Genomic DNA, 24,192 nt, shown 5'->3' with positions numbered 1-24,192 from the left:
CCGTCAGCGGGTGTCAGCGGCCGAGGCCGGTGTCCGCCACGGGGCGCAGCACACCCATCTGCTGGTGGCTGGTGCTCGCCAGCGACGGCGCGACGGCGGGCGTCGGCTGCGGGGTGTTGCCCTGGGCGGGCGGCGGCGCGGTGTCCTCGCTGCCCGGTGCGACGAGCGCGAGGGCGCCGAGCATGAGACCGGAGACGACGACACCCGCGCCGTGGCGGGCCCGCCTACCTCCGAAGCGGCTTCCGCCGCCTGTTCCGAAAGGGCGGCTCTGCCCCAGCACGGGACCGCCGCCGAACGCGACCCGGTCGGGCCGCTGCACGGTGACGAGCTGGCCGTCCTCGGTGACCGCGAGGCCGTCGGGCGCGCTGGGCAGCTCCACTTCCTGCGGGATCGCGCCCAGCCTGGCCAGCAGGCCGGCGGGGGCGCACGGCGCGTCGGCCGCGCGCACCGCGGAACGTGCCTGCTGCTGCGAGTACGCCTCGGCGGCGCAGAACGGGCACCGCGCCAAGTGCGCGGACGCCCGTGAGTGCGCCGAGGCGGACAGCTCGCCGTCGACGAAGGCGACGACCGCGTCGGGCAGCAGGTGCTGCTCGGGCAGTTGCCAACCTCGCAGGTCGGTCATGCAGAGTCCTCCTGGGCCAGACCCCGACGGCGTTCGAGTGCGACCCGCAGGGCCTGGCGGCCCCGGTGGATCCTGCTTCTCACGGTACCGAGTTTGACGCCGAGGGTGGCGCCGATCTCCTCGTACGAGAGACCTTCCACGTCACACAGCACCACGGCGGCGCGGAACTCGGGCGGCAGCTCGTCGAGCGCGGCCTGGAGCTCCGGGTCGAGGTGGGTGTCGTCGTAGATCTCTTCCGGGGTGGGATCGTCGCCCGGGATGCGGTCGGTCTCCTCCGGCAGGGCCTCCATGCGCACGCGCGAGCGGCGGCGGGCCATGTCGAGGAACAGGTTCGTGGTGATGCGGTGCAGCCAGCCCTCGAACGTGCCGGGCTTGTACGACGCGAGGGACCGGAACACCCGGATGAACGTCTCCTGGGTGAGGTCCTCGGCGTCGTGCTGGTTGCCGGTGAGGCGGTAGGCCAGCCGGTACACCCGGTCGGCGTGTTCGCGCACGACTTCATCCCACGAAGGCGGGATCCACTCCACGTCGTCGATGGGCGCGGTCAGTGCGGCGGTCGGCTGCTTTGGCATCGGGCGGTTAAGCACCTCCACTGGGCTGGCTGCCCTGCTGCACGGGTTCAACGCGCGGCCGGGCCTGCGTGTTCCCGTTGGTCCTGCGGGTGTTGCCTTGGTCCTGCGGGTCTTGCCTCGGGGTCTTGCCTGTCGTCTCGCCTGGGGTCTCGCCGGCCTCGGCCGGTCCTGCCGTGGCCCCAGCCTGACGGGTTCCCTTATAACCATCGTGAGAGTCGGCTGAGAACAGCCTGAGAATCCCGGTCGTCCCCGAGATTCACCCGAATTGCCGCCGGCGGCGTTAGCCTTCGTGCTGTGGATGCGCCGACGCGCGAGTACGTGGAGCGCTACTTGCCCGAGGACGCCGTGGTCACGGCCGCCAGGGCTCGTGGCGTCGAGTTGGGGTGCGTGCCGATCGGGTCCGGTGGTGGGGCGGCGTTGCGGTTCCTCGCCGCGGCGCTGCAGGCCAAGGCCGTGGTGGAGATCGGCACCGGTGCCGGTGTCGGCGCGTTGTACCTGCTCAGCGGCATGCCCGCGGCCGGGGTGCTGACGTCGATCGACGTGGCGGCCGAGCACCAGCGGGCGGCGCGGGTGGCGTTCGCGGAGGCCGGGATCGCGGTGTCGCGCACCCGTCTCATCATGGGCGGGGCGCTGGAGGTGCTGCCCCGGCTGACCGACGGCGCGTACGACCTGGTGTTCGTGGACGCGGCCAAGGCGGAGTACCCGAAGTACCTGGAAGAGGGCGTGCGGCTGCTGCGGCCGGGCGGGGTGCTCGCGTTCGACAACGTGCTGTGGCACGGGCGGGTGGTCGACCCGGCGCACCGGGACCCGGACACCGTGGCGATGCGGGAGGTGGCGCGGGCGGTGCGGGACGACGATCGGCTCGTGCCCGTGATCCTGCCCCTGGGTGACGGCCTGCTCGTGGCCGCGAAGGTCGGCTGACCACCCATCCGGCCTGACCGGTCCGGGATGAGCGGTCCGGGACGAGCCGTCTGGGCCGACTGCGCCGACCCGACCGTCCGGGTCGGTCGACACGCCCGGACCGGGATGCGTGTTCTGACGCCCTCGACGCGGACCGCTCGGCAACCCGGCACCGGCTTCGCAGGGGTCCTCGCCAAGGGGACCCCTGCTTTGATCTTGCCGGCTGGGGCCGACGATTCGGCGCGGTCAGAGGTCGACTGTGGACAACTCGGCCGGTTGTGGACAACTCGACGGCCGTGGGCCGGCGGAACCCGGCCCGGCGCGCCCGCCGACCGTCCGGGACCGCCACGAAAGGCTCGCCAGGCCGGCCACACCCGCCCAGCGGAGCACACCGGCCCACCGGGCCTGATCACGTGGCCAGGCCCGACCACCCGGCCGGACCCGTCGCCCCGCCGGACCGCCCCACCGGACCGCCCCACCGGGCCGGACCCGGCAGGTCCCACTGCCCGGCCGGACCCACCCCGCCGGACCCACCCGCCGGACCCACCGCCGGCCGGCCCGGCCGGACCCGCCACACGGGCAGAGACCACCGCGCCGCCGGCTCAGTGGGCCGTCACGCCCTTCCCGAGCACCGTCACGCCGCCGGACGACACGGTGTAGCGCTGCCGGTCGGTCGGGGGGTCCACCCCGATCAGCGCCCCGTCGGGCACCACCACGTTCTTGTCCAGGATCGCCCGCCGCACCACCGCCCCGCGCCCGATCCGCACCCCGGGCAGCAGCACGCTGCCCTGCACCACCGACCCGGCCTCCACCACCACGTCCGAACTGATCACCGACCCGTGGACGGTGCCGGAGATGATCGACCCCGGCCCCACCATCGAGTCCTCCGCACTGCCGCCCGCGATGAACTTCGCCGGCGGCAGCGGCGGGGTCGCCGTCCGGATCGGCCACGCCTGGTTGTAGAGGTTGAACACCGGCCGCACCGACACCAGGTCCATGTGCGCCTCGTAGTACGCGTCGATCGTCCCCACGTCGCGCCAGTAGCCCCGGTCCCGGTCGCTCTCGCCCGGCACCTCGTTGTCGGCGAAGTCGTAGACGTGCGCGCGCCCCTGGCCGACGAGCATCGGGATGATGTCGCCGCCCATGTCGTGGTCGGAGTCGGGGTTGGCCGCGTCCGCCCGCAACGCCTCCAGCAGCGCCTCCGTGGTGAACACGTAGTTGCCCATCGACGCGAACGTGACCTCCGGGTCGCCCGGCACGTGCGGCGGCTCCGACGGCTTCTCCAGGAACCTGGTGATCAGCCCGGACTCGTCCGAGTCGATGCACCCGAACGCCTTGGCCTCGGCGCGCGGCACCCGGATGCCCGCGACGGTCACGCCCGCGCCGGTCCGGACGTGCTGGTCCACCATCTGACCCGGGTCCATCCGGTAGACGTGGTCCGCGCCGAAGACGATCACGTGCTCCGGCCGCTCGTCGTTGACCAGGTTCAACGACTGGAAGATCGCGTCCGCGCTGCCGGTGTACCAGCGCGGCCCGAGCCGCTGCTGCGCCGGCACCGGCGTGACGTACTGGCCGAGCACATTGGACAGCCGCCACGTGGTCGAGATGTGCCGGTCCAGGGAATGGGATTTGTACTGGGTGAGCACGCAGAGCTTCACGAAACCCGCGTTCACCAGGTTGGACAGCACGAAGTCCACCAACCGGTAGTTACCGCCGAAGGGCACCGCCGGCTTTGCCCGGTCGGCGGTCAACGGCCACAACCGTTTGCCCTCGCCACCGGCGAGCACAATTCCTAGAACATGCGGTTGCCCTTTCACAGCAACGACCCTAACCGGGTGAGCACCGGCCCACCAACGGCGAAGTAAGACGAACTCCCCTCGTTCACCCGGCTGCCCCCGTGCCGGGGTTACGGTGAGCGGCGTGCGAATTGGACTGCTGACACGGGAGTACCCGCCGGAGGTCTACGGCGGGGCGGGGGTGCACGTCGGTTTCCTGGTGCCGAGGCTGCGCGAACTGGTCGACGTGGACGTGCACGCCTTCGGCGGGCCGCGCGCGGACGCCACGGCGCACAACCCGGCGCACGGGCTGGAGCAGGCGAACGCCGCGTTGGCGACCCTGTCGGTGGATTTGGAGATGGCCGCCGCGCTGGGTGGGGTGCAGCTCGCGCACTCGCACACCTGGTACGCCAACATGGCCGGCCACCTGGCCAAGCTGCTGCACGGCATCCCGCACGTGGTGACCGCGCACTCGCTGGAGCCGCGCCGGCCGTGGAAGGCCGAGCAGCTGGGCGGCGGCTACCGGATCTCGTCGTGGGTGGAGCGGACCGCGTACGAGGCGGCGGACGCGGTGATCGCGGTGAGCGAGGGCATGCGGGCCGACGTGCTGGACTGCTACCCGGCGTTGGACCCGGCGCGCGTCCACGTGGTGAAGAACGGGATCGACACGACGGCCTACCACCCCGTTTCCGAAACGGACGCGCTGGTCAGGCACGGTATCGACCCGGAACGGCCGATCGTGACGTTCGTGGGGCGGATCACCAGGCAGAAGGGCGTCGGGCACCTGGTCGCCGCCGCGCACCGGATCTCGCCGGACGCTCAGATCGTGCTGTGCGCGGGCGCGCCGGACACGCCGGAGATCGCGGAGGAGACGCGGCTCGCGGTGGCTGAGCTGGCGGCGGCGAGGCCGGGGGTGTTCTGGATCCGGGAGATGCTCCAGCCGGCCGAGGTGCGGCAGATCCTGAGCCGTTCGACGGTGTTCGTGTGCCCGTCGGTGTACGAGCCGCTGGGGATCGTGAACCTGGAGGCGATGGCGTGCGGGACGGCCGTGGTGGCGTCCGACGTCGGCGGCATCCCGGAGGTCGTGGACCACGGGCGGACGGGGCTGCTCGTGCACTACGACGAGAGGGACGTGGAGGCGTACCGGGCGGGCCTGGCGGACGCCGTGAACGAGGTGCTGGGCTCCCCGGAGCGGGCGGCGGCGTTCGGCGCGGCCGGTCGGGAGCGGGCGGTGGAGGAGTTCTCGTGGGCGACGGTGGCCGATCAGACGGTCGCCGTCTACCGGGCGGCCCTGGGACTGTGATCTTCCCTCACTGTGATACCCATCACATCAAATACCGGCAACCCCACGGGACGGCAGCGGCATGTAACCAGTAGGAGCAACTACTGGGGGACTTCATGCGGTGGCTGGTGCTCCTGCTCGCGTTGGTGACCGGTGGGTGCGCGACGCCCGCGTTCAGCGCCGAGCAGGTCGGTTTGACCATGGACGGCAGGGCGGTGTTGGACGCGCCGGCCCTGCAGGCGCAGGCCGAGGCCGAGCTGAGTTACACACTGTCGTTCGGGTACGTGGCCCGGATGGGCACGGACCCGGTGAGCTGCTGGTTCGCCCGGACGGGGGCGGCGTTCGAGGTCGACACCCGGTTGTGGTGCGGTCCCGTGCAGGTGCCGGGCACGGCCGCCGCCACCGACTGGGTGCCGGTGCCGTTGAAGGAGGTCGAGCGGACCGGGTCCGGGGTGCGGCTGGAGGTCCAGCCGCCCCAGGTCCCGACGCAGGGCAACCGGAGCACGCCGGTGGGGAAGCTGGTGCGCACCGACGGGCGTGAGGCGTCGGCCGACCAGGGCGTCGGCAAGGCCGGGCCCGACTTCCTGGCCGTGCTGCCCGACGAGGGCCAGGCGCTCGACCCGGCGTCCGCGACGGTCCGGGACGACCAGCTCGAACTCCACGTGACGGGGTACTCGTCGCCGGCGGTGTGGCCGACCCCCGAAGGTGATCTGCGGGCCGAGCACGGGGTGGAGTTGCGGGTGCTGCGGCTGCGGGTGCTGCGGCACGGCGAGGTCGACTCGGCGTTCCTGCAGACGCCGTGGCACCGCTGGCTGCCCCAGCCGCCGGAGCCGGCGCTCGACGTGCCGGGGCGGCGGCACCCGTTGCCCGCGGACCGGCTGCCGGACGACGGGACGGTGCTGATCGTCTACACCGTGCCGGTCGCGGGTGGGCCGGAGGCGCTGGTGCTCAACACCGTGGGCGCGAAGTCGCTGGAACAGCGGGTGGCGGTGCCCTCCGGGCAGGTGTTCGGTGAGGCGCCGGCGGTGCTGCGGCGTGGCCCCGGGCCGGAGGCGATGTCGGTGTCGGCGCCCGTGTCGGTCGGTGCGCCCGAGCCGGTCGGGTCGGTGGAGGTCGTCCGGGCGCGGTTGGGGCGGCAGCGGCCGGTGTGGTCCGACGGGCAGTACGAGTTGGCCACGGCCGGTCCTGGGACGGCGTTGCTGGAGCTGCGGTTCGTGGGGCACGGGGTGCCGGCCGTGGTCGGGTCGTGGCAGACGGCCGGTCTGCTGTCCGTGGTGCTGCCCGACGGGACGGCGGCGCGGCAGGTCGGCGCGCGGTACGGCGGTGAGACGTTCCCCGTGGCCGGTGTCTACGAGGTGCCGGAGGACGTGCGGTCGGTGACGTTCTCGGTGACGTCGGGGACGGTGACGTTGCCGCAGCTCGGCACGGTCGCGGTCACCGGTGGGGGCGGCGTGGAGGTACCCCTCGACTTCTGACCCCTGCTCCGCCCGGCGCACCCGGCCGGCGGCGACGACGGCTGCCGACGCAGCACCCGGACCCGTGCGCCGCGGCGGGCTTCACGCTCGCCCTCGCCGCGCGGAAGATCGCCCCGGGCTCGCCGGCACCCCTTCCCCGCTCGCCGTCCGCGCGTTCCGCGATCACGCGCTGGGCGGGTGACGAGGTCCGGTCGGCGACCCGTCCTCGGAGATCCACCCGGCGAGGGCGTCGAGGATCACGCCGAGGCCGTACTCGAACTCGTCGGCGAAGTCGTTGCCGGGTTGGAGGACGTGCTCGGTCGCCATCTCCAGCAGGTACGGGTACTCGTCCGCGGAGAGCTGCCGGGCGATGTTCTCGGTGACTTCGGCGGCGGTGTCCGGGCCTTGGAAGGGCAGCGAGGCCTCTTGGACGACGAACCCGTACACGTAGCTGTCGAGCAGGGCGTAGGCGTGCGCGGTCATCGCGACCGAGAAACCGGCCCGGCGCAGGGTGCCGATCGTCGCGTCGTGGTGCCGCAGCGTCGCGGGACCGGGGGTGGTCCGCGACTCCAGCAGTCCGATCGCCCAGGGGTGGCTGCCGATCACCCGGCGGGCCGAGGCCGCACGCCGGTGCATCTCCCGGCGCCAGTCGCCGCCCGGTGAGGGCAGCTCGATCCGGCTGAAGACGAGGTCGACGATCCCGTCCAGGATCTCGTCCTTGTTGGCCACGTGGTGGTAGAGCGACATCGGCTTGACGCCGAGTTCGGCGGCGAGCGAGCGCATCGTCAACGACCCGAGCCCGCCGGCGTCGGCGATCGCGACGGCGGCGCGCAGGACGCGGTCCCGACTCAGCGCCGTGCGGTCCCGGCTGCGGTCACCGACGTTCCGGGGCATGCGGACTCCTCCAGTGGTGGCACGGTCGTACTTAGTACGTTACCGTGCGCCGTACTTAGTACGGGAACGGGCCCGATCGCCCGCGGTGAGGGGAAGACCCATGTCATCAAGAACTGTCGGGCGGACCATGGGAACTTTGTTCCTGCTGGCGTTCGTCGTGTACGCCGGGGGCGGCGCCCTGGTCGGCGCGGGGTCGACGGGCGGCGACGTACTGGCCGGCGTCGCGGACGATCCGGCGCGACTGGCGGTGGGGGCGCTGTTGATGCTGGTGAACTCGGCCGTCGTCGCCGGCATCGGCGTGCTGGCGCTGCCGGTGCTGAGGCCGCACGGCGAGATCTCGGCGCACGCGTACCTGATCGGCCGGGTGGTCGAAGCGGCCCTGCTGGCCGTGGGGGTCGTCTTCCTGCTGCTCCTGGTGCCGCTCGCCCGGGAGCACGCCGGCGCGGACGCCGACGCCGGGTCCGCCCTGGCCGCGGTGGCGCGGGTCGCGGTGGCCGGCAACCACTACAGCTACCAGGTCGCGATGATGTCCGTGGGTGTCGTCGGCGTGGTGTTCTGCCGGGTCCTGTTCCGGGCGCGGCTGGTGCCGCGGTTCATGGCGGCCTGGGGGCTGGTCGGGTACGCCGTCTTCCTGCTGGGGGCCGTCCTCGAAGTCCTCGGGTACGGGGTGGGCGTGGCGCTGTCCGTTCCCGGCGGGCTCTTCGAGATCGCCCTGGGCGTCCTGCTCATCGCCAAGGGGTTCCCGGTGGCCGGGAACGGTGTCGGGAGCAGTCCCGCGAACGGTGTCGGGAGCAGTGCCGAGAGCGGCGCCGGGAACGGCGGTGGGAGCGGTGGTGGTCGGCGGGTTGGGTTCCTCGATTCAACCGAGGGACGGTAACGGTGTTTCCGTACATTTCCCGGCCATGATCACCCGATCGTGCTCGCCGGGGTCCGGCCGTAGGTCTCGGCCAGTTCGATCAGGGTTCGGGCGGCGAAGCCCGTCGCCCCTGCCACCACCTCGTCGTACACCTTGTCGGCCCGCGCCGGGCCGGCGATGTCGAGGTGCGCCCACGGCACGGTGCCGGTGAACTCGCGCAGGAACAGCGCGGCCGTGATGCCGCCCGGACCCGGCGGGCACTGCCGCACGTCGGCGATGGTGCTCCGCACGTCCTCCGCCGAGTCCTCCAGCAGCGGCATGCGCCACCAGCGCTCGCCCACCTCGGCACCGGCCTGGGCCACGCGGGTCGCCAGGTCGTCATCGGTGGCGAAGAGGCCACCGGTGCGCAGACCCAGGGCCACCTTCATCGCACCGGTCAGGGTCGCCACGTCCACCAGGACGTCCGGCGCCAGGTTGCGCACGGCGTAGGCGAGGGCGTCGGCCAGGACCAGCCGGCCTTCGGCGTCCGTGTTCGTCACCTCGGTGGTGGTCCCACCGTAGTGGGTGATCACGTCACCCGGCCGGTAGGCCGAGCCGGACACGTGGTTCTCGGCGGCGGGCACGAGGCCCGTCACCCGGACGGGCAGGCTCTGCTTGGCGATGCCGATCAGGGCGGCGATCACCGCGGCACCACCGGACATGTCCGTGCGCATCAGGTGCATGCCGTCGGCCGGTTTGATCGAGATACCACCGGTGTCGAACGTGATGCCCTTGCCCACCAGCACCAGGTGGGGCTGTCCGGCGCCGGTGCCCGGCCACGTCAGCTCGATGAACCTCGGGGGCCGGGACGAGCCGCCGCCCACCGCGAGCACCCCGCCGAACCCGTGCCCGGTCAGCCACTCCTCGTCCCGGACGTCGACCTGGAGGCCCGGCACCGCCCGCCCAGCCTTGACCGCCGCCGCGGCCAGCCAGGACGGGTCCTTCACGTTCGACGGCATGTTCGCCAGGTCACGGCTGAACGACGTCGCCGCGGCCAGCGTGTTCGCCTTCCGCACGACCTCAGCGAACGCCTGGTCCCCGGCCACCAGCCGCAACGACTTCACCCGCTGGGGCGGTTCCTCCCCGGTCACCTTGAACCGGTACCCGCCCACCGCCGCACCCAGCGTGAACGCCGACACCGCCGCCGCCGTCACGTCCGCCGGCAACCGCACGTCGAACGTCGTCCCGGACTTCTCCGCGTCCGCGTGCAACGCCCGCACCAGCGACGCCCCGGCCTTGCGCCAGTCACCGGGTTCACCGTCCCCGACCCCGACGACCCACGTCCGCCCCTGCTTGGACGTCGCCCCCGCCTTGCCGCTCACGTCGGCGACGTCCAGGTCCTCCGCGCCCGGCCCCAGCCGCACCGGGTCACCGGGGAAGGCCACGAGCACCGCGGGCACACCTCGCCGGAGGGTGTCGGCCACCTCGACGGTGACCAGCGGGGTGGGCAGGGGTGCTCGCACGGAAGACCTCCGAAGGGCCGGACAGGGGCGGAAAATTCGATCGGAAAAGTGGGAAAAGGGCCGCTGAACGGGTGTTAAGCCCGGTTAAGAACAGGGCGTCGAATCGGGTCCGCCGGAGACCGGCCGGCCGGGCGCGTCGGGACGTAGCGATGCCCCGGTTCCACAGTGGAAACCGGGGCCTCGACGCTTTCTCGGTCCGGCTGGTCAGCCGGCGGCTGCCTTGAGGGCATCGCCCAGGGCGTTGGCCTCATCCGCCGACATCTCGACGACGAGGCGCCCACCACCCTCGAGCGGAACGCGCATCACGATGCCACGCCCCTCCTTGGTCACCTCGAGGGGACCGTCGCCGGTCCGGGGCTTCATGGCCGCCATCGCGTGCTCCCTCCGTCAACATCTTCCCCGTCCGACCAGGGCCGGATACGCGACCCATTCTCCCCTATGCGGACTCGGCAGCGAAACCGAACCGATCTTTCCAGCCCTCCCGGGCCTAGTTGGCGATCTTCAGGAAGCCGCGGAGCACCGCCAGGATCACCGTGTCCCAACGACTTCCGGACCCGCCGCCGACCGTCACCCGGTCGTGACCCTCTGCCGCTTTGTGGCGTGTCGCGGGGTCGCCCTGACAGACTCGGCTCTCGTGCGAGCCCGTTCCGCGCTCTTCGACGTCTACGGCGGCCACCTCCGCGAGCGGGGTGGCGCCGCGACGATCGCCGCGCTCGTCCGGTTGCTGGAGCCGCTGGACTTCGCCGCGCCCGCCGTGCGCACCGCCGTGTCGCGCACGGTGCGGCAGGGCTGGCTCGAACCCGTCCGCCTGCCGGACGGTCCCGGCTACGCGATGACACCTCGCGCGGAAAGGCGGCTGGACGAGGCGGCAGCCCGCATCTACCGCACCCGGCCGTCCACCTGGGACGGTCGCTGGCACGTCGTGGTGCTGGAGGAGCTGCCCGCCCGGGAGGCCAGGGACCGGCTCGCTTCCTCGCTGCAACTGCTCGGCTACGGCGCGCTCGGCCCGGTGACGTGGATCGCGCCGCGCCCCTCCCCCGAGCTGGCGGACGTGCTGGCCGGCGAGGGCGTGCGGGCGAGCACGTTCCACGGCGAGCACGAGGGCGACCCGACGGAGCTGGCGGCCCGCGCCTGGGACCTGGCGACGCTGGGCCGCGACTACTCCCGGTTCGTGGCCGAGTGGGAGCCCGTGGTGTCCGCTGTGGACGGTACGTCGCCGGCGGAGGCGTTCGCGGCCTCGCAGCGGTTCCTGCACGCCTGGCGCAAGTTCCTGTTCCGCGATCCGGGCCTGCCGCGTGAGCTGCTGCCCGCCGACTGGCCGGGCACGGACGCGGCGGCGTTCTTCGACCGGCACACCAACCGCCTCGCTCCCGCGGTGGCCAAGTTCGTCGACGACAGCCTTGCCCAGCACTGACCGGGTGAAACGACTGACCGGAGGTCCCCACGTGTCCGAACTCCTCATCGACGACGCTGACGGCGTTCGCACCTTCACGCTCAACCGGCCCGAGTCGTTCAACTCGTTCACGGTGGCGCTGAAGGAGCGGTTCCTGGAGGCCGTGGTCAAGACCGCCGCGGACGACTCGGTGCGCGCGGTCGTCATCACCGGCGCCGGGAAGGCGTTCTGCGCGGGTCAGGACCTGAAGGAGCACACCGCGCTGCTGGAGGCGGGCGACCCGGCGCCGCTGCACACGGTGGAGAAGCACTACAACCCGCTGATCAAGGCGATCGTGGCCATGCCGAAGCCGGTCATCGCGGCGGTGAACGGCATGGCGGCGGGCGCGGGGGCGTCGCTGGCGTTCGCGAGCGACCTGCGGGTCGCCGGCGAGGGCGCGAAGTTCCTGATGGCGTTCGCGAACGTGGGCCTGACCGCCGACTCGGGCGCGTCGTGGACGCTGCCGAGGCTGATCGGGCACGGCCGGGCGATGGAGATGATGCTGCTCGCGCAGCCGGTGGGCGCGGAGGAGGCGTTGCGGATCGGGTTGGTGGGCCAGGTCGTGCCGGACGGCGAGGTGCTGTCCACGGCGCAGGCGCTGGCCCGGAAGCTGGCCGCCGGGCCGACCACCGCCTACGCCAAGATCAAGGAGGCGATGGCGTTCTCCGGCGCGCTGGACGCCGCGCTGGAGGTCGAGGCCCGCACGCAGGCCGAGGCGGGCGCCACGGTGGACCACCGGGAGGCGGTCGCCGCGTTCGTGGCGAAGCGGAAGCCGAAGTTCACGGGGCGGTAGCCGCGGCGCGGAAGCAGGTCGCGATGTGGTCGTCGACCATGCCCGTGGCCTGCATCAACGCGTAGCAGGTGGTGGGGCCGAGGAACACGAAGCCGCGGCGCTTCAGCTCCTTGGCCATCGCCTTCGACTCGGGCGTGACGGCGGGCACGTCGGCGGCGGTGGCGGGCCGTTCGTGCTGCTCGGGCGCGAACGACCACAGCAGGTCGTCCAGCGGCACGTCGAGCTTGGCGACGGCGCGCGCGTTGTTGATCGTCGCGTTGATCTTGGCCCGGTTGCGGACGATGCCCGCGTCGGCCATCAGCCGGTCGAAGTCGTCCGACCCGAACTCGGCCACCACCTCCGGCACGAAGCCCGCGAACGCGGTCCGGAAGTTCTCCCGCTTGCGCAGGATCGTGATCCAGGACAGGCCGGACTGGAACGATTCGAGCGACATGCGTTCGAACATGGCCGTCTCGCCGTGCAGCTCGACGCCCCACTCCGTGTCGTGGTAGTCGACGTAGTCGGGCGTGCTCGCGCCCCAGGGGCAGCGGACGGGGTCGGTCATGCGGGGTACTCCCGGGCGAAGGCGGCGAACCGGCGCAGGGACCACATCACGCCGGGCGCGAAGGCCAGGTTGAGCGGCAGGGGGATGTCCTCGGACCACACCAGCTCGCTGCGCGCGTCACCGCGGGGGACGACGACGAACTCGCCGGTCCCGCGCACGAGCCGGCCGGTGTGCGCGACGGCGCAGCGCACGGGCGGCTCCCACGCGGTGATGCGCATGGTGTCGGTGAAGCCGAGCGGGCGGAACCCCGTGAACGCCTCCAGCTCACTGCCCTCGCTCGCGCCGTCACCGCTCGTCACGCGGACGGTGGTGCCGAAGATCCACTCGCTCTGCCGCGGCCAGTCGGTGAGCGCCGCCCACGTGGTCGCGGCCGGCGCCTCGACCTCGACGCGCAGGTCAAGCCGGGTCACGCTCGGGCTCCCGGTCGAGTTCCCGGTCGAGTTCGCGCTCCCGCGCGACCTCGGGTCCGGGCCTCCCGTCGGGTTCGGGTTCCCCGTCGGGTTCGGGTCCCCCCTGCCGACCCGTCCCCAGCTCGGCCTCCAGCTCGTCGATCCGGCCGCGCAGCCGCTCGACCTCGCCGGCCAGGCGGTCGAGCACCCAGTCCACCTCGGTCATCTTGTAACCGCGCAGGACCTGCTGGAACTTCAGGTCGCGCACGTCGCCGGGGGTCACGTCCTCGGCCGGGAGCCGGGTCGGCGACGCGCCGGGCGGCAGCGGGGCCAGTTCCTCGCCGCGCCCGAACACCAGCGCGGCCAGCAGGAACACCACGGCCGCCACGAGTGCCATGACGACTATGTAGATGAGCGCTGAGGTCACGACACGATCGTGACACATCCGCGGGTCACACCGACGAGAACACCACACACCGACGTGCGAGTACGGCCAGCCGGAGCACCACGGCGAACGACACGGCGGTCGCGACGGCCACCGGCGGCGACCGCGCCCGCGAGCCTGGCCAGGGTCACCGTGCTGAGCGCCGTGCGGGCCAGCAGTCGGCCCACGAGCAGCGCGAGCACCGCCACACCGGCCACGACCCACGCCGACGTGTCGTTGAGGCGGGCGATCACCAGGTACCAGTCGGGCGGCGGGGCGTCGAAGTCGTTCCAGGCGCCGATCCAGAACCTGCGGTTCAGCTCCCACATGACGTGGATGAGCGGGACGACCAGCATCACCGCCCGGAGCGTGCGCGTGCCGTGCGCCAGGCCGAGCACGCCCCGGTACTCGCGGGCGATCGCGCTGACCGCCCCGAACCCGGCGACGGCGCGGCGTTGCGCGGCGTCCTCGGCGAGCCCGCCGTCCCGGTGCGCCGCGGCGGCGTCGTGGAGGCTGTCCCGCGCTTCGGCGAGCAGGTCGTCCTTCACGTGCTCCGGGCCGCGCAGCCGCCGGTCCAGCGCGGTGACGCAATAGTCGTCTATCAGGCCTGCGCCGGCCGCGGTCCACCTCCCAGCACGCCTTCGATCGCGGTGGTGAACTCGCGCCACGCGGTGCGCTCGGCGGTCAGCGCGCGCTGACCGGCCTGGGTGAGTCGGTAGGTGCGGCGCTGCCGCCCGCCCACGGTGCTCCACTCGCTGGCGGCCAGGCCGGCCGTCTCCAGTCGGCGCAGGGCCGGGTAGACGGTGCCGGTGGGCAGGTCGAGCGCGCCGCCGCTGCGCCGCTGCAACGCCTCGATGATGGCGTAGCCGTGCAGCCGGCCGCCGTCGAGCGTGGCCAGCAGGAGCCCGTCGAGGTGGCCTCGCAGCGCGTCGGACTTCATGGTCGGTGACTCTACGGATTCCGGACCGGGGTCGACATCGGGGACATCCCCGATGTTGCGTTGTCTTCCTACATATGCGGTCCCTACCTATGGATGCTCTGGGACTGGCCCGGCTCCAGTTCGCCACCACCACCTCGTTCCACTTCCTGTTCGTGCTGCTCACGCTCGGACTGGTGACGGTGGCCGCGGTGACGCAGACCCGGGCCGCGCTGTCCGCCGACCCGGTGCACGCGCGGATGACGCGCTTCTGGGGCCCGCTCCACGTGGTCAACCACGCGCTCGGCATCGCGCTCGGCATCGTCATGGAGTTCCAGTTCGGGTTGAACTGGTCGGGCCTGTCGACCTACGCGGGCGACGTGTTCGGCGCGCCGCCGGCGATGGAGACGCCGGTGGCGTTCTTCCTGGGGTCGACGTTCCTCGGCCTGCGGATCTTCGGCTGGGACCGGTTGCACAAGTGGGTGCACCTGGCGTTGATCTGGCTGGTGGCGCTGACCGCGTTCGCGTCCGCGTTCTGGATCATGATGGCGAACGCGTTCCTGCAGAACCCGGTCGGGCACGGCTGCCGGACGGCGTGCTGCGGGTGGTCGACTTCTCCGCGCTGCTCGCCAACCCGACGTTCGTGACGGCGTTCCTGCACGTGTGCTTCGCCGCGCTGACCGCGGGCGGCGTGTTCGTGACCGGGGTCAGCGCCTACCACTTCATCCGGCGCACCACCGAGGTCACCTTTCTTCCGCCGGTCGCTGCGGCTGGGCGTGGTGCGGGCCTCGGGTTCATGATCCGGATCGGGTTCGTGCTGCTGCTCGTGAGCTGGGCGACCGTGCCGCTGATGTTCCGCGACTGGGTGGTGCGGCTGCGTTCCGCTGTACCTGATGGTGCTCGGCATCCCGCTGCCGTTCGTCGCGGCGATCGGCGGGTGGCTGTTCCGCGAGGTCGGGCGGCAGCCGTGGCTGGTGCAGGGGCTGCTGACCACCGCGGACGCGGTGTCGCACGTGAGCCGGGACCAGATGCTCGTGTCGTTCGTCGCGTTCACGGCCGTGTTCGCGGTGCCGGCGGTCGCCGACTGGGTGCTGATCGCCCGGTTGGTTCGGCGCGGACCGGTGTCGTCCGACGAGGAGCCCGGCCACCGTCGGGGCCAACGTCCGGTTCGCCCGCCCCGAGGCGCCGCAGGACGACCTGGACCGGGTCGCCGCACTGGTGGACCTCGACGTGCCGTGGGACACCGCCGTCGGCGAGGACGGCGACGCGCTCGGCGAAGCGCGCGGAACGGTCGTGCCGGTCACGCACCGGCTCGCGCCGCTGGTCGGCTTCGACCGGGTCCTGGTGTTCGAGGAAGACCGGATCGCGCAGCAGGGCACCCACGCCGAGCTGCTCGCCGTCCCCGGCTACTACCGCGACCGCTGGAGCACCGAGCGCATGGCGGGCCGGTCCTCCGCCGGCACGTCCACCGGCGACGGCAGCCACTCGCCGTCGAACGGCACGAACTGCGTCAGCGTGGACGACGCCACCGGCACGCCGCACCTCCGCAGCGCGGTGCCCATGATCTGAGCCGCCATCGGCCCGAGCTGGCGCAGGTCCCGGTTGCGGTGCTTGCGGACACCCAGGTTGACCTGGGCGATCCCGGCCAGGCCGTACCGGGCGTGCGCGTCGAGCAGCAGGCCGATCTCCACGCCGTAACCGGGCGCGAACGGCACCGACTCCAGGAACTCGCGCGTCCCCGCGTACTCGCCGCCCAACGGCTGCACGACACCCGCCAGCTCCGGCCGCAGGGCGTTGAGCAGCGGACGGGCGGTCAGCTCGGTGACCCGGCCGCCGCCGGTGCTCTCCAGCCGCAACGGCCGCCGGTAGAAGCCCTTCACCAGGTGCACGTCCCGGGTCAGCAGCGGGCCGAGCAGCGCGGGCACGAACCCGGGGTCCGGGTCCACCAGGTCGGAGTCCAGGAACACCACCACGTCGCCGGACGTGGCCGCGAGCGACCGCCACAGCACCTCGCCCTTGCCCGGCCGGGGTTCGAGCTCGGGCAGCACGTCCGTCCGGTGCACCACCCGCGCGCCCGCTTCGGCGGCTCTCCCCGCGGTGTCGTCCACCGATCCGGAGTCCACCACCACCAGCTCGTCCACCAGACCGCCCAGCAGCGGGCGCACGACGCGGACGACGTCGCCGACCGTCGCCTCTTCGTCCAACGCGGGCAGCACCACGCTGACCGTGCGACTCCCCTTGCACGCCACCAGTTCCGCCACCGTCCACCGCGGACTCTGCCACGTGTTGGACGTGAACCAGTCGGGCATCAGGCCAACGCCCTCAGCACCCGTGCCGGCGGACGCGTGCCCGCGATGCTCGCCACCATGTCCACCACCCGCCGGGTCTGCCGCACCTGGTGCGCCCGGAACACCTTCGCGCCGGTCCACGCGGCCACCGACGTCGCGGCCAGCGTGCCGTCCACCCGGTCCCGCACCTCGACGCCCAGCGTCTCGCCGACGAAGTCCTTGTTGGACAACGCCATCAGCACCGGCCACCCGGTGGCCACCAGCTCGTCCAGCCGCCGCAGCAGCTCCAGCCCGTGCCAGGTGTTCTTGCCGAAGTCGTGGGTCGGGTCGATCAGCACGCCGGCCGCCGGCACGCCCAGCGCCACCATCCGCTCGGCCCGCTCGACCAGTTCCGCCGCCACGGACGCCACCACGTCGGCGTACCGGACGCGGTGCGGGTCGGTGCGCGGCTCCAGGCCGCCGGTGTGCGAGCAGACGATGCCCACGCCGAACTCCGCCGCCACCTCGGCCAGCGCCGGGTCCGCGCCCGCCCACGTGTCGTTGATCAGGTCCGCGCCGACCTCGCACACGGCCCGGCCCACCTCGTGCCGCCAGGTGTCGATGCTGATCACCAGGTCGGGGTGCCGTTCGCGGACCGCCGCGACGAACGGCACGACCCGCCGCGCCTCCTCGGCGGCGTCCACCACCTCGCCCTTGGAGCCGGCTTTGACGCCGCCGATGTCGACGATGTCCGCGCCGTCGGCGACCGCCCGGTCCACGGCGGCGAGGGCGGCGTCGTCCTCGAACGTGGCGCCGCGGTCGTAGAAGGAGTCGCGCGTCCGGTTGACGATGGCCATCACCAGCGCGCGATCTCCGGCGACCTCTCGTGACCCGAACCGCATGACCGCATCGTGCCACGTCACGCATGGCGGTGAGCTGCGTCACAGACAACTGCTACTGGCGAGTACAGGTCGTGTTTACTCGCCGGTAACACCCTGCGTGATCAAGGTCACGGTCAAGGAGGACCCTGTGCGCCGATCACTTCCCCTGCTGCTCGCCGCCCTCGTGGCGTTGGTCCTGGCACCACCCGCCCGGGCCACACCCGGTTTCGCGGTGACCTACGAGACGATCCCCGGCCAGGGCGGCACCCCGCTCAAGGCCCTGGTCGTCACCCCGACCGGACGCGGCAGCGGACCGTTCCCGCTGATCGTGCTGCCGTCGAGCTGGGGCGTGAACAACATCGAGTACGTCGGCGCGGCGGCCAAGCTCGCCTACCAGTCCGGCTACTCGGTGATCAGCTACACGTCACGCGGCTTCCACGACTCGGCGGGCGAGATCGACGTGGCCGGGCCGGACACCGTGGCCGACGTGAGCCGGGTGATCGACTGGGGCCTGGCGCGGGCCGCCGGTGATCCCGCCCGGATCGGCGTCGGCGGCATCTCGTACGGCGCGGGCCAAGCCCTGCTCGCCGCCGCGGCCGACCCGCGGATCAAGGCCGTGACGGCGCTCAGCACGTGGACCGACCTGGGGCGGTCGCTCTACCCGAACGAGACGGTCAGCGCGCAGGCCGTCGAACTGCTGCTGGCCGCCGGGCACCTGACCGGGCGGCCGGGGCCGGTGCTGCGTGAGGCGGAGGCCGCCTACCGGGAGAACAGGTTCGCCGACGTGCTGCCCATCTCGCCGCCCCGATCGCCCGCTTCCCACGTCTCGTCGATCAAGGCGGCGGTGATGATCGGCAACGCGTGGAACGACGGGCTGTTCGCGCCGAGCCAGATCACCGACTTCTTCGGCGCGTTGAGCACGCCGAAGCGGCTCATGCTGTCCCCCGGTGACCACGCCACCGCCGAGCTGTTCGGGGCGGCCGGGCTGCCGAACGAGGTCTGGACGTCCGTGGGGCGCTGGTTCGACCACCACCTCAAGGGCGTGGACAACGGCATCGACCGGGAGAAGCCGGTGCAGGTCAAGCCGAACAACGGCGGCGCTTGGCGCTCGTACCCGTCGTGGGCCGCGGCTACGGCGCGGACCGACACGGTGCCGTTGACGGCGGACCGGATCGGCGCGGGGTGGCCGACCGTCGCGGAGAGCGGCACGGTCATCGTGTCCGGTGCGCTGCAGGGCTTCCTGAAGATCCCGGTCGGCGTCTCGACCCCGCTGATCGACCGGAACGCCGCCGCCGTCTGGCGCGGGCCGATCCACTGGACGTCCACCACGGTCAGCGGCACGCCCCGCGTGCACCTCACCGTCACGCCGAGCGCGACCAAGACCACCTTGTACGCGTACTTGTACGAGGTGAACGCGTTCGGGTTGGGGGCGCTGATCACCCACAAGCCGGTGACGCTCACCGGGACCGGCACGCGGGCGGTGGACCTGGACCTGGAACCGGCGGTGTGGACCGTGGCGGCGGGCAACCGGCTGGTGCTCGTCGTGGACACCCTCGACGCCCGCTACCGGAGTTCCAGCACGCTCGGCTCGACGGTGACGTTCGGTGCCGACTCCTGGCTGGAGTTGCCGCGCAGCTGACCCACGCACCGGCCCGCGTGCTCCGCAGGAGTCCCCCGCGAAGGGGATCCCTTGATTCGACCCTTCCACACAGGACCGACGCGCGCGGGCGCGCGGGCCGGGGCTGTGGACAACTCCGATCAGTCCACATAGCTGACAGCAGCTGACAGGATTTGCTGCGAGGATCGCCGGCATGGAATCGAAGTCGACGTTCAAGATCACGCGGTGGGACCAGGCGGTGTACGACGAGGCTGAGCCGCAGCTGGGCCGGGTGCTCGTGGACAAGGTGTACACCGGCGTCATGGAGGGCACGAGCACCGCCGAGCTGACGACGTGCCAGCCGTCGGAAGGCTCGGCGGGCTACGTGGGCACCGAGCGGTTCACCGGAGCGGTGGACGGCAAGTCGGGGACGTTCGTCCTCCAGCACGGCGCCGTCATGTCGGCGGACGGCGCGCGGTTCTGGGGTCACGTCGTGCCGGGATCGGGCACCGGCGAGCTGGCCGGGATCTCCGGCACGGCCCGGCTGGAGCACGAGCTGATCACCCTGGAGCACGACCTTGGCTGACCGCGTACGGGTGATCGCCTACCGGGTCGCCGCGCACCAGTTCGACCGGACCACCGCCGCCGCGTCCGACCTGCGCGTGTTCGACCTCGGCCTGCAGGATTCGGAACGGTCGGCGGTGCCCGCGCTGGCCGCCCGGCTGGACCGCGTGCCCGACCCGACCACGTTCACCCTCACGTGGAGCGTCCGGGGCGCGCCGCACTGGCACCGCCCCGACGAGGTGCCGGACCTCGCCGCCCGGCTGTGGCCGTTGAGCGACGCCGACGCCGTGGCCCGGATGAACCGCCCGCCCGTGGAAGACGGCCGTGCCGCGCTGCACGAGGTCGCGTCCGCGCTGCGCGAAGTGGTGACGGAGCCGATGACGAAGGGCGAGGCGTCGTCCCGGCTCACGGCCAGGGTCCGTCCCGAACTGACCGGCTGGTGCCGCGGCTGCGACGCCACGCACGTGCTGGACCCGGTCTTCCGGCTCGCCGTGCTGCCGGCGGGCCTGCGGTTCGACCCGGCCGAGAAGACGGTGACGTTCGTGCCGCTGGAGAACCGGCACGACGTCCCCGACGCCTCGCGCGGCTTCGACGCCCTGATCTCCGACTACCTCCGGCTGCACGGCCCCGCCGGACCGTCCGAGGTGGCGAACTACTTCGGCGCACCCGTGCGCGACGTGAAGGACGCGTGGCCGGACGACCTGGTCGCCCTCTCCACACGGGCGTGGCTGCCCGCCGACCGGATCGAGGCGTTCGAGCACCCGCCGCAGCCCGAGGTGGTGCGGCTCCTGCCGCCGCTCGACCCGTACCTCAACGCCCGCGACCGCGACCTGCTGGTGCCGGACAAGGCGCACCAGAAGCAGGTGTGGCGCATCCTGGGCCGACGCGGCGCGCTGCTGGTGGACGGCGAGGTCCTCGGCACCTGGCAGGCCAAGGCGACGGCCGGCCGGCTGGACGTGAAGCTCTCGCCGTTCGTGCCGCTGGACGTCGGGATGTTCGCCGAGGAAGCCGACCGGCTCGCCGCCGCCCGAGGCCTCGCCGAGGCCCGCGTCAGCTGACCGGCGACCTGCCCGCACCAGCGACCCGGCCTCGCCACCATGGCCGGCGGCTACCGACTACCCGGCACAAGCGTCCAGGGCGGCCTCGACCTCGTCCGTGACCACCAGCAGGTCCAGCGCGGCACGGGACACGAACCCGCGCCCGTGCAGCTCGGTCAGCCACTCCAGCAGCCCCCGGTAGTGGCCGTCCACGTCGAGCAGCACCACCGGCTTCGCGTGCATCGCCAACACCCGCGACGTCCACACCTCGAACAGCTCCTCGCAGGTGCCGATCCCGCCCGGCAGGGCCAGGAACGCGTCGCCGTGCGCCTCCATCAACGCCTTGCGGTCGCGCATCGTCTCGACCACCAGCAGCTCGGCGGCGTCCGAGTCGGCCAGCTCCCGGTCCACCAGGCCGCGCGGGATCACGCCGGTGGTGCGGGCGCCGCCCTCACGGGCCGCCCGCGCCACCTCGCCCATCATCGACGTCCGACCGCCGCCCCACGTCAGCCCCCAGCCGCGGGCCGCGATCCGCGTGCCCACGTCCGCCGCCAACTTCAGGTAGCTGTCCGGGACCGTCCGCAACGACCCGCAGTACACCGTCACCGTGGTCAATGTGCGTCCGCCCAGGCCTTGTGCGCGTCGTTCACCACGCGCACCGCGTCGTCGATGTCGTCGGTCAGGTACAGCAGGTCCAGGTCCTTCTCGCCGACCTTGCCGCCGGCCAGTGCCGAGTCGCGCACCCAGTCGTACAGCCCCTGCCAGTACGCCTTGCCGAACAGCACCACCGGGAACTTGGTGACCTTCTTCGTCTGCACCAGGGTCAGCGCCTCGAACAGCTCGTCCAGCGTGCCGAACCCGCCCGGCAGGCAGATGAACGCCTGCGAGTACTTGATGAACATGGTCTTGCGCACGAAGAAGTAGCGGAAGTTCACGCCCAGGTCGACCCACGGGTTCAGGCCCTGCTCGAACGGCAGCTCGATGCCCAGGCCGACGGAGAACCCGCCCGCCTCCGAGCAGCCCCGGTTGACCGCCTCCATCGCGCCCGGACCGCCGCCGGTGATCACCGCGAACCCGGCCTCGGCCAGCGCGCCGCCCAGCTTGCGTCCCGTCTCGTACTCGGGGTGGTCGCGGCCGGTGCGGGCGGAGCCGAACACGGTCACCGCGCTCGGCACCTCGGCCAGCGCGCCGAAGCCCTCGACGAACTCCGCCTGGATGCGCAGCACGCGCCACGGGTCCGTGTGCACCCAGGCGCTGGGGCCGCGCGAGTCCAGCAGCCGCTGATCCGTGGTGGTCAGCTCGTCGCGGCGTCCGCGACGCAGGACGACCGGCCCGCGCCGCTTCTCCTTGGGGTGCTCGTCCACCTCGTTCTCCGTCATTGGCGGGAGTCTAGAGGGGAGCGGCGGATCAGCTCAGGAAGCGGCGCAGCACGTCGACGCACTGCTGGATCTGGTGCACCGGGACGTTCTCCTGCTGCGTGTGCGCGAGCAGCGGGTCACCGGGCCCGTAGTTGACCGCGGGCATCCCGAGGGCGGCGAACCGGGCCACGTCCGTCCAGCCGAGCTTGGCGACGGGGGTGCCACCGGCGGCTTCGATCAGCTCACGGGTGGTCGGCGCGCCGAGGCCGGGCAGGGCGCCCGCCGACACGTCGGTGACCGTGACCTCGTAGCCCTCGAACAGCTCGCGCAGGTGCTGCTCGGCCTGCTCGGGCGTGCGGTCGGGGGCGAAGCGGTGGTTGACCTGGAGCACGGCCTCGTCCGGGACGACGTTGCCCGCGACGCCGCCGGTGATCCTCACCGCCAGCATGCCCTCGCGGTAGAGGCAGCCGTCGATCTCGACCTGGCGCGACTCGTAGGCCTCCAAGCGGCGCAGCGCCTCGCCCATGGCGTGGATCGCGTTCACGCCCATCCACGACCGGGCCGGGTGGGCGCGGACGCCCTTGGTGCGGACGTCGACCCGAATCGTGCCCTGGCAGCCCGCCTCGATCACGCCGTTGGACGGCTCGCACACGATCGCCAGGTCACCTCGCAGCCACTCCGGCATCTCGCGCTCGACGCGGCCCAGGCCGTTGCGGACCGCGTCGACCTCTTCGCAGTCGTAGAAGATGAAGGTCAGGTCGTGGCGCGGGTCCTGGACGGTGGCGGCGAGGTGCAGCATCACCGCGTCACCGCCCTTCATGTCGACCGTGCCGCAGCCGTGCAGGACGTCGTTCTCCAGCCGGGACGGCAGGTTGCCGTTGATCGGCACGGTGTCCAGGTGGCCCGCGAGCACGACGCGGGACGGGCGGCCGAGGTTCGTGCGGGCCAGCACGGTGTTGCCGGACCTCGTGACGTCGAGCGCGGTCTGGTCCTTCAGCGACCGCTCCACGAGGTCGGCGATGCGGGCCTCGTCGCCGGAGACGCTCGGCACGTCCACCAGCGCGGCGGTCAGCTCGACGGGATCGGAGGCGAGGTGCAAGGTGTCGGCCACCCGGCGCACGTTACCGTTGGTACCCGTGAGCACCGCAAACCCCACCGGCGCGTACGGCGTCGGACTCGCCACCGTCACCCCCACCGGCGCTGTCCTGGACACGTGGTTCCCGTCCCCGTCGCTCGGGGACGCCGAGCCGGGCGTGACGCCGCTGTCGTCCGCCGAGGTCTCGGCCGAGCTGGGTGAGGCCGCCGCCAAGCAGCTCGGTGTGGACGCCGAGCGTGACGTCGAGGTCGTGGGCGTCCGGGTGGGCATCGGCTCCCTGGCCGACGCTCCCGCGTCCACCTACGACGTGTGGCTGCGGCTGCACCTGCTGTCGTCGCGGCTGGTCCGGCCGCACGGCGCGAACCTGGACGGCCTGTTCGGGCTGCTCAACAACGTGGTGTGGACGAACTTCGGGCCGTGCGCGGTCGACGGGTTCGAGCAGACCCGGTTGCGCCTGCGGACGCGTGGCCAGGTGAGCGTGTACGGGGTGGACAAGTTCCCGCGGATGGTCGACTACGTCGTGCCCAGCGGGGTCCGGATCGCGGACGCGGACCGGGTGCGGCTCGGCGCGCACCTGGCGTCGGGCACGACCGTGATGCACGAGGGCTTCGTGAACTTCAACGCCGGCACGCTCGGCAGCTCCATGGTCGAGGGCCGCATCACGGCCGGTGTGGTCGTCGGCGACGGCTCCGACATCGGCGGCGGCGCGTCGATCATGGGCACGCTGTCGGGTGGCGGCAAGCAGGTCGTGTCCATCGGCGAGCGCTGCCTGATCGGGGCGAACGGCGGCGTCGGCATCTCGCTGGGCGACGACTGCGTGGTGGAGGCCGGCCTCTACATCACGGCGGGCACCAAGGTCACCGGCGCGGACGACGCGGTCGTGAAGGCGGGCGAGCTGTCCGGCATGTCGAACCTGCTGTTCATCCGCGACTCGACCACCGGCGTGGTCAAGGTCCTCCCCCGCAAGGGCACCGGCATCGAGCTGAACGCCGCCCTGCACGCCAACGACTGACCCGAGCGCGCGCTTCAGCGTGTCC

25 protein-coding genes and 3 pseudogenes are annotated in these 24,192 nt (G+C 72.4%); 12 read left to right on the top strand and 16 right to left on the bottom strand.

What is annotated here, in order from left to right; genetic code table 11:
- Positions 1 to 13: 13 nt before the first annotated feature.
- The gene (locus ACRAKI_RS04110; protein ID WP_447005712.1) at positions 14 to 622 is read right to left on the bottom strand and encodes a zf-HC2 domain-containing protein; all 609 of its coding nucleotides are present in this window, start codon (positions 620 to 622) and stop codon (positions 14 to 16) included.
- Positions 619 to 1,194 carry an RNA polymerase sigma factor SigE gene (gene sigE, locus ACRAKI_RS04105; protein ID WP_447005711.1) on the bottom strand — a complete coding sequence of 192 codons (576 nt, stop codon included), beginning with the start codon at positions 1,192 to 1,194 and terminating at the stop codon, positions 619 to 621. The genes ACRAKI_RS04110 and sigE overlap by 4 nt, the downstream gene beginning before the upstream one ends.
- Positions 1,195 to 1,488: 294 nt before the next feature.
- Here sigE and ACRAKI_RS04100 point away from each other — a divergent pair, with 294 nt between their 5' ends.
- Positions 1,489 to 2,115, top strand: a complete 627-nt coding sequence (locus ACRAKI_RS04100; protein WP_447005710.1) for an O-methyltransferase — start codon at positions 1,489 to 1,491, stop codon at positions 2,113 to 2,115.
- Between the two features lie 581 nt (positions 2,116 to 2,696).
- Here the strand turns inward: ACRAKI_RS04100 and glgC are convergent.
- Positions 2,697 to 3,911, bottom strand: coding sequence for a glucose-1-phosphate adenylyltransferase (gene glgC, locus ACRAKI_RS04095; RefSeq protein WP_447005709.1), 1,215 nt, complete (start codon positions 3,909 to 3,911; stop codon positions 2,697 to 2,699).
- Between the two features lie 103 nt (positions 3,912 to 4,014).
- Here glgC and glgA point away from each other — a divergent pair, with 103 nt between their 5' ends.
- Positions 4,015 to 5,172 carry a glycogen synthase gene (gene glgA / locus ACRAKI_RS04090; RefSeq protein ID WP_447005708.1) on the top strand — a complete coding sequence of 386 codons (1,158 nt, stop codon included), beginning with the start codon at positions 4,015 to 4,017 and terminating at the stop codon, positions 5,170 to 5,172.
- A 95-nt stretch (positions 5,173 to 5,267) separates the two neighbouring features.
- The gene (locus ACRAKI_RS04085; protein WP_447005707.1) at positions 5,268 to 6,626 is read left to right on the top strand and encodes a hypothetical protein; all 1,359 of its coding nucleotides are present in this window, start codon (positions 5,268 to 5,270) and stop codon (positions 6,624 to 6,626) included.
- A 162-nt stretch (positions 6,627 to 6,788) separates the two neighbouring features.
- Here ACRAKI_RS04085 and ACRAKI_RS04080 read toward each other — a convergent pair whose 3' ends face one another.
- The gene (locus ACRAKI_RS04080; protein WP_447005706.1) at positions 6,789 to 7,499 is read right to left on the bottom strand and encodes a TetR/AcrR family transcriptional regulator; all 711 of its coding nucleotides are present in this window, start codon (positions 7,497 to 7,499) and stop codon (positions 6,789 to 6,791) included.
- Positions 7,500 to 7,626: 127 nt separating this feature from the next.
- Between ACRAKI_RS04080 and ACRAKI_RS04075 the strand changes: the two genes are divergently transcribed.
- On the top strand, positions 7,627 to 8,376 hold the full coding sequence (locus ACRAKI_RS04075) for a DUF4386 domain-containing protein (protein ID WP_447005705.1): 750 nt from the start codon (positions 7,627 to 7,629) through the stop codon (positions 8,374 to 8,376).
- Between the two features lie 29 nt (positions 8,377 to 8,405).
- On the opposite strand, the gene ACRAKI_RS04070 is transcribed toward ACRAKI_RS04075, so the two are convergent.
- Both ACRAKI_RS04070 and ACRAKI_RS04065 read right to left on the bottom strand, forming a co-directional pair.
- Positions 8,406 to 9,857: a leucyl aminopeptidase family protein gene (locus ACRAKI_RS04070; protein ID WP_447005704.1), complete on the bottom strand. Its 1,452-nt coding sequence runs from the start codon at positions 9,855 to 9,857 to the stop codon at positions 8,406 to 8,408.
- Positions 9,858 to 10,061: 204 nt separating this feature from the next.
- A complete protein-coding gene (locus ACRAKI_RS04065; RefSeq protein ID WP_012783412.1) occupies positions 10,062 to 10,229 on the bottom strand; it encodes a DUF3117 domain-containing protein in 168 nt (55 codons plus the stop codon).
- 262 nt (positions 10,230 to 10,491) lie between these two features.
- On the opposite strand from ACRAKI_RS04065, the gene ACRAKI_RS04060 reads away from it, so the two are divergent.
- Both ACRAKI_RS04060 and ACRAKI_RS04055 read left to right on the top strand, forming a co-directional pair.
- The gene (locus ACRAKI_RS04060; RefSeq protein ID WP_447005703.1) at positions 10,492 to 11,271 is read left to right on the top strand and encodes a PaaX family transcriptional regulator; all 780 of its coding nucleotides are present in this window, start codon (positions 10,492 to 10,494) and stop codon (positions 11,269 to 11,271) included.
- Between the two features lie 31 nt (positions 11,272 to 11,302).
- Positions 11,303 to 12,082, top strand: a complete 780-nt coding sequence (locus ACRAKI_RS04055; protein WP_447005702.1) for an enoyl-CoA hydratase-related protein — start codon at positions 11,303 to 11,305, stop codon at positions 12,080 to 12,082.
- Here ACRAKI_RS04055 and ACRAKI_RS04050 read toward each other — a convergent pair.
- The 5 genes and pseudogenes from ACRAKI_RS04050 to ACRAKI_RS04030 form a co-directional block, all read right to left on the bottom strand.
- Positions 12,069 to 12,626 (bottom strand): DNA-3-methyladenine glycosylase I, encoded by a 558-nt coding sequence (locus tag ACRAKI_RS04050; RefSeq protein ID WP_447005701.1) that lies wholly within the window; start codon positions 12,624 to 12,626, stop codon positions 12,069 to 12,071. The two genes, ACRAKI_RS04055 and ACRAKI_RS04050, sit on opposite strands and share 14 nt — an antisense overlap.
- On the bottom strand, positions 12,623 to 13,036 hold the full coding sequence (locus ACRAKI_RS04045; RefSeq protein ID WP_447005700.1) for an SRPBCC family protein: 414 nt from the start codon (positions 13,034 to 13,036) through the stop codon (positions 12,623 to 12,625). Before ACRAKI_RS04045 ends, ACRAKI_RS04050 begins: the two co-directional genes overlap by 4 nt.
- 109 nt (positions 13,037 to 13,145) lie before the next feature.
- Positions 13,146 to 13,442, bottom strand: a pseudogene (locus ACRAKI_RS04040) (DivIVA domain-containing protein); the annotation flags it as partial.
- Entirely contained in the window at positions 13,439 to 14,107 is a 669-nt protein-coding gene (locus ACRAKI_RS04035; RefSeq protein ID WP_447005699.1) for a permease prefix domain 1-containing protein, read from the bottom strand. The pseudogene ACRAKI_RS04040 and the gene ACRAKI_RS04035, both read right to left, overlap by 4 nt.
- The gene (locus ACRAKI_RS04030; protein WP_447005698.1) at positions 14,041 to 14,379 is read right to left on the bottom strand and encodes a PadR family transcriptional regulator; all 339 of its coding nucleotides are present in this window, start codon (positions 14,377 to 14,379) and stop codon (positions 14,041 to 14,043) included. The genes ACRAKI_RS04035 and ACRAKI_RS04030 overlap by 67 nt, the downstream gene beginning before the upstream one ends.
- A gap of 74 nt (positions 14,380 to 14,453) precedes the next feature.
- Here ACRAKI_RS04030 and ACRAKI_RS04025 point away from each other — a divergent pair.
- Together ACRAKI_RS04025 and ACRAKI_RS04020 are read left to right on the top strand one after the other, a co-directional pair.
- A pseudogene (locus ACRAKI_RS04025) lies at positions 14,454 to 15,037 on the top strand (cytochrome ubiquinol oxidase subunit I); the annotation flags it as partial.
- 211 nt (positions 15,038 to 15,248) lie between these two features.
- Positions 15,249 to 15,464, top strand: a pseudogene (locus tag ACRAKI_RS04020) (cytochrome ubiquinol oxidase subunit I); the annotation flags it as partial.
- Between the two features lie 300 nt (positions 15,465 to 15,764).
- Here ACRAKI_RS04020 and ACRAKI_RS04015 read toward each other — a convergent pair.
- Together ACRAKI_RS04015 and folP are read right to left on the bottom strand one after the other, a co-directional pair.
- A complete protein-coding gene (locus tag ACRAKI_RS04015; protein ID WP_447005697.1) occupies positions 15,765 to 16,664 on the bottom strand; it encodes a glucosyl-3-phosphoglycerate synthase in 900 nt (299 codons plus the stop codon).
- A complete protein-coding gene (folP, locus tag ACRAKI_RS04010) occupies positions 16,664 to 17,524 on the bottom strand; it encodes a dihydropteroate synthase (RefSeq protein WP_447005696.1) in 861 nt (286 codons plus the stop codon). The genes ACRAKI_RS04015 and folP overlap by 1 nt, the downstream gene beginning before the upstream one ends.
- Before the next feature lie 127 nt (positions 17,525 to 17,651).
- Between folP and ACRAKI_RS04005 the strand changes: the two genes are divergently transcribed.
- From ACRAKI_RS04005 to ACRAKI_RS03995, 3 genes are all read left to right on the top strand, one after another.
- Complete coding sequence (locus ACRAKI_RS04005) at positions 17,652 to 19,142, top strand: CocE/NonD family hydrolase (protein ID WP_447005695.1); 1,491 nt, start codon at positions 17,652 to 17,654, stop codon at positions 19,140 to 19,142.
- Between the two features lie 172 nt (positions 19,143 to 19,314).
- Positions 19,315 to 19,686: a DUF3224 domain-containing protein gene (locus ACRAKI_RS04000; protein WP_447005694.1), complete on the top strand. Its 372-nt coding sequence runs from the start codon at positions 19,315 to 19,317 to the stop codon at positions 19,684 to 19,686.
- Positions 19,679 to 20,722: a DNA glycosylase AlkZ-like family protein gene (locus tag ACRAKI_RS03995; RefSeq protein WP_447005693.1), complete on the top strand. Its 1,044-nt coding sequence runs from the start codon at positions 19,679 to 19,681 to the stop codon at positions 20,720 to 20,722. Before ACRAKI_RS04000 ends, ACRAKI_RS03995 begins: the two co-directional genes overlap by 8 nt.
- A gap of 57 nt (positions 20,723 to 20,779) precedes the next feature.
- On the opposite strand, the gene ACRAKI_RS03990 is transcribed toward ACRAKI_RS03995, so the two are convergent.
- The 3 genes from ACRAKI_RS03990 to dapE are packed head-to-tail and all read right to left on the bottom strand — an operon-like array spanning position 20,780 to position 23,170.
- A complete protein-coding gene (locus ACRAKI_RS03990) occupies positions 20,780 to 21,307 on the bottom strand; it encodes an LOG family protein (RefSeq protein ID WP_447005692.1) in 528 nt (175 codons plus the stop codon).
- Between the two features lie 5 nt (positions 21,308 to 21,312).
- On the bottom strand, positions 21,313 to 22,080 hold the full coding sequence (locus tag ACRAKI_RS03985) for an LOG family protein (protein WP_447005691.1): 768 nt from the start codon (positions 22,078 to 22,080) through the stop codon (positions 21,313 to 21,315).
- 28 nt (positions 22,081 to 22,108) lie between these two features.
- A complete protein-coding gene (gene dapE, locus ACRAKI_RS03980; protein WP_447005690.1) occupies positions 22,109 to 23,170 on the bottom strand; it encodes a succinyl-diaminopimelate desuccinylase in 1,062 nt (353 codons plus the stop codon).
- Between the two features lie 25 nt (positions 23,171 to 23,195).
- Between dapE and dapD the strand changes: the two genes are divergently transcribed.
- Complete coding sequence (dapD, locus tag ACRAKI_RS03975) at positions 23,196 to 24,167, top strand: 2,3,4,5-tetrahydropyridine-2,6-dicarboxylate N-succinyltransferase (protein WP_447005689.1); 972 nt, start codon at positions 23,196 to 23,198, stop codon at positions 24,165 to 24,167.
- The last annotated feature ends 25 nt before the right edge of the window (positions 24,168 to 24,192 follow it).

It is taken from the genome of Saccharothrix isguenensis (genome assembly GCF_052936305.1).
Note: the sequence above shows the minus strand (reverse complement) of the source record. Positions and strands in the feature narration are given on the sequence as shown.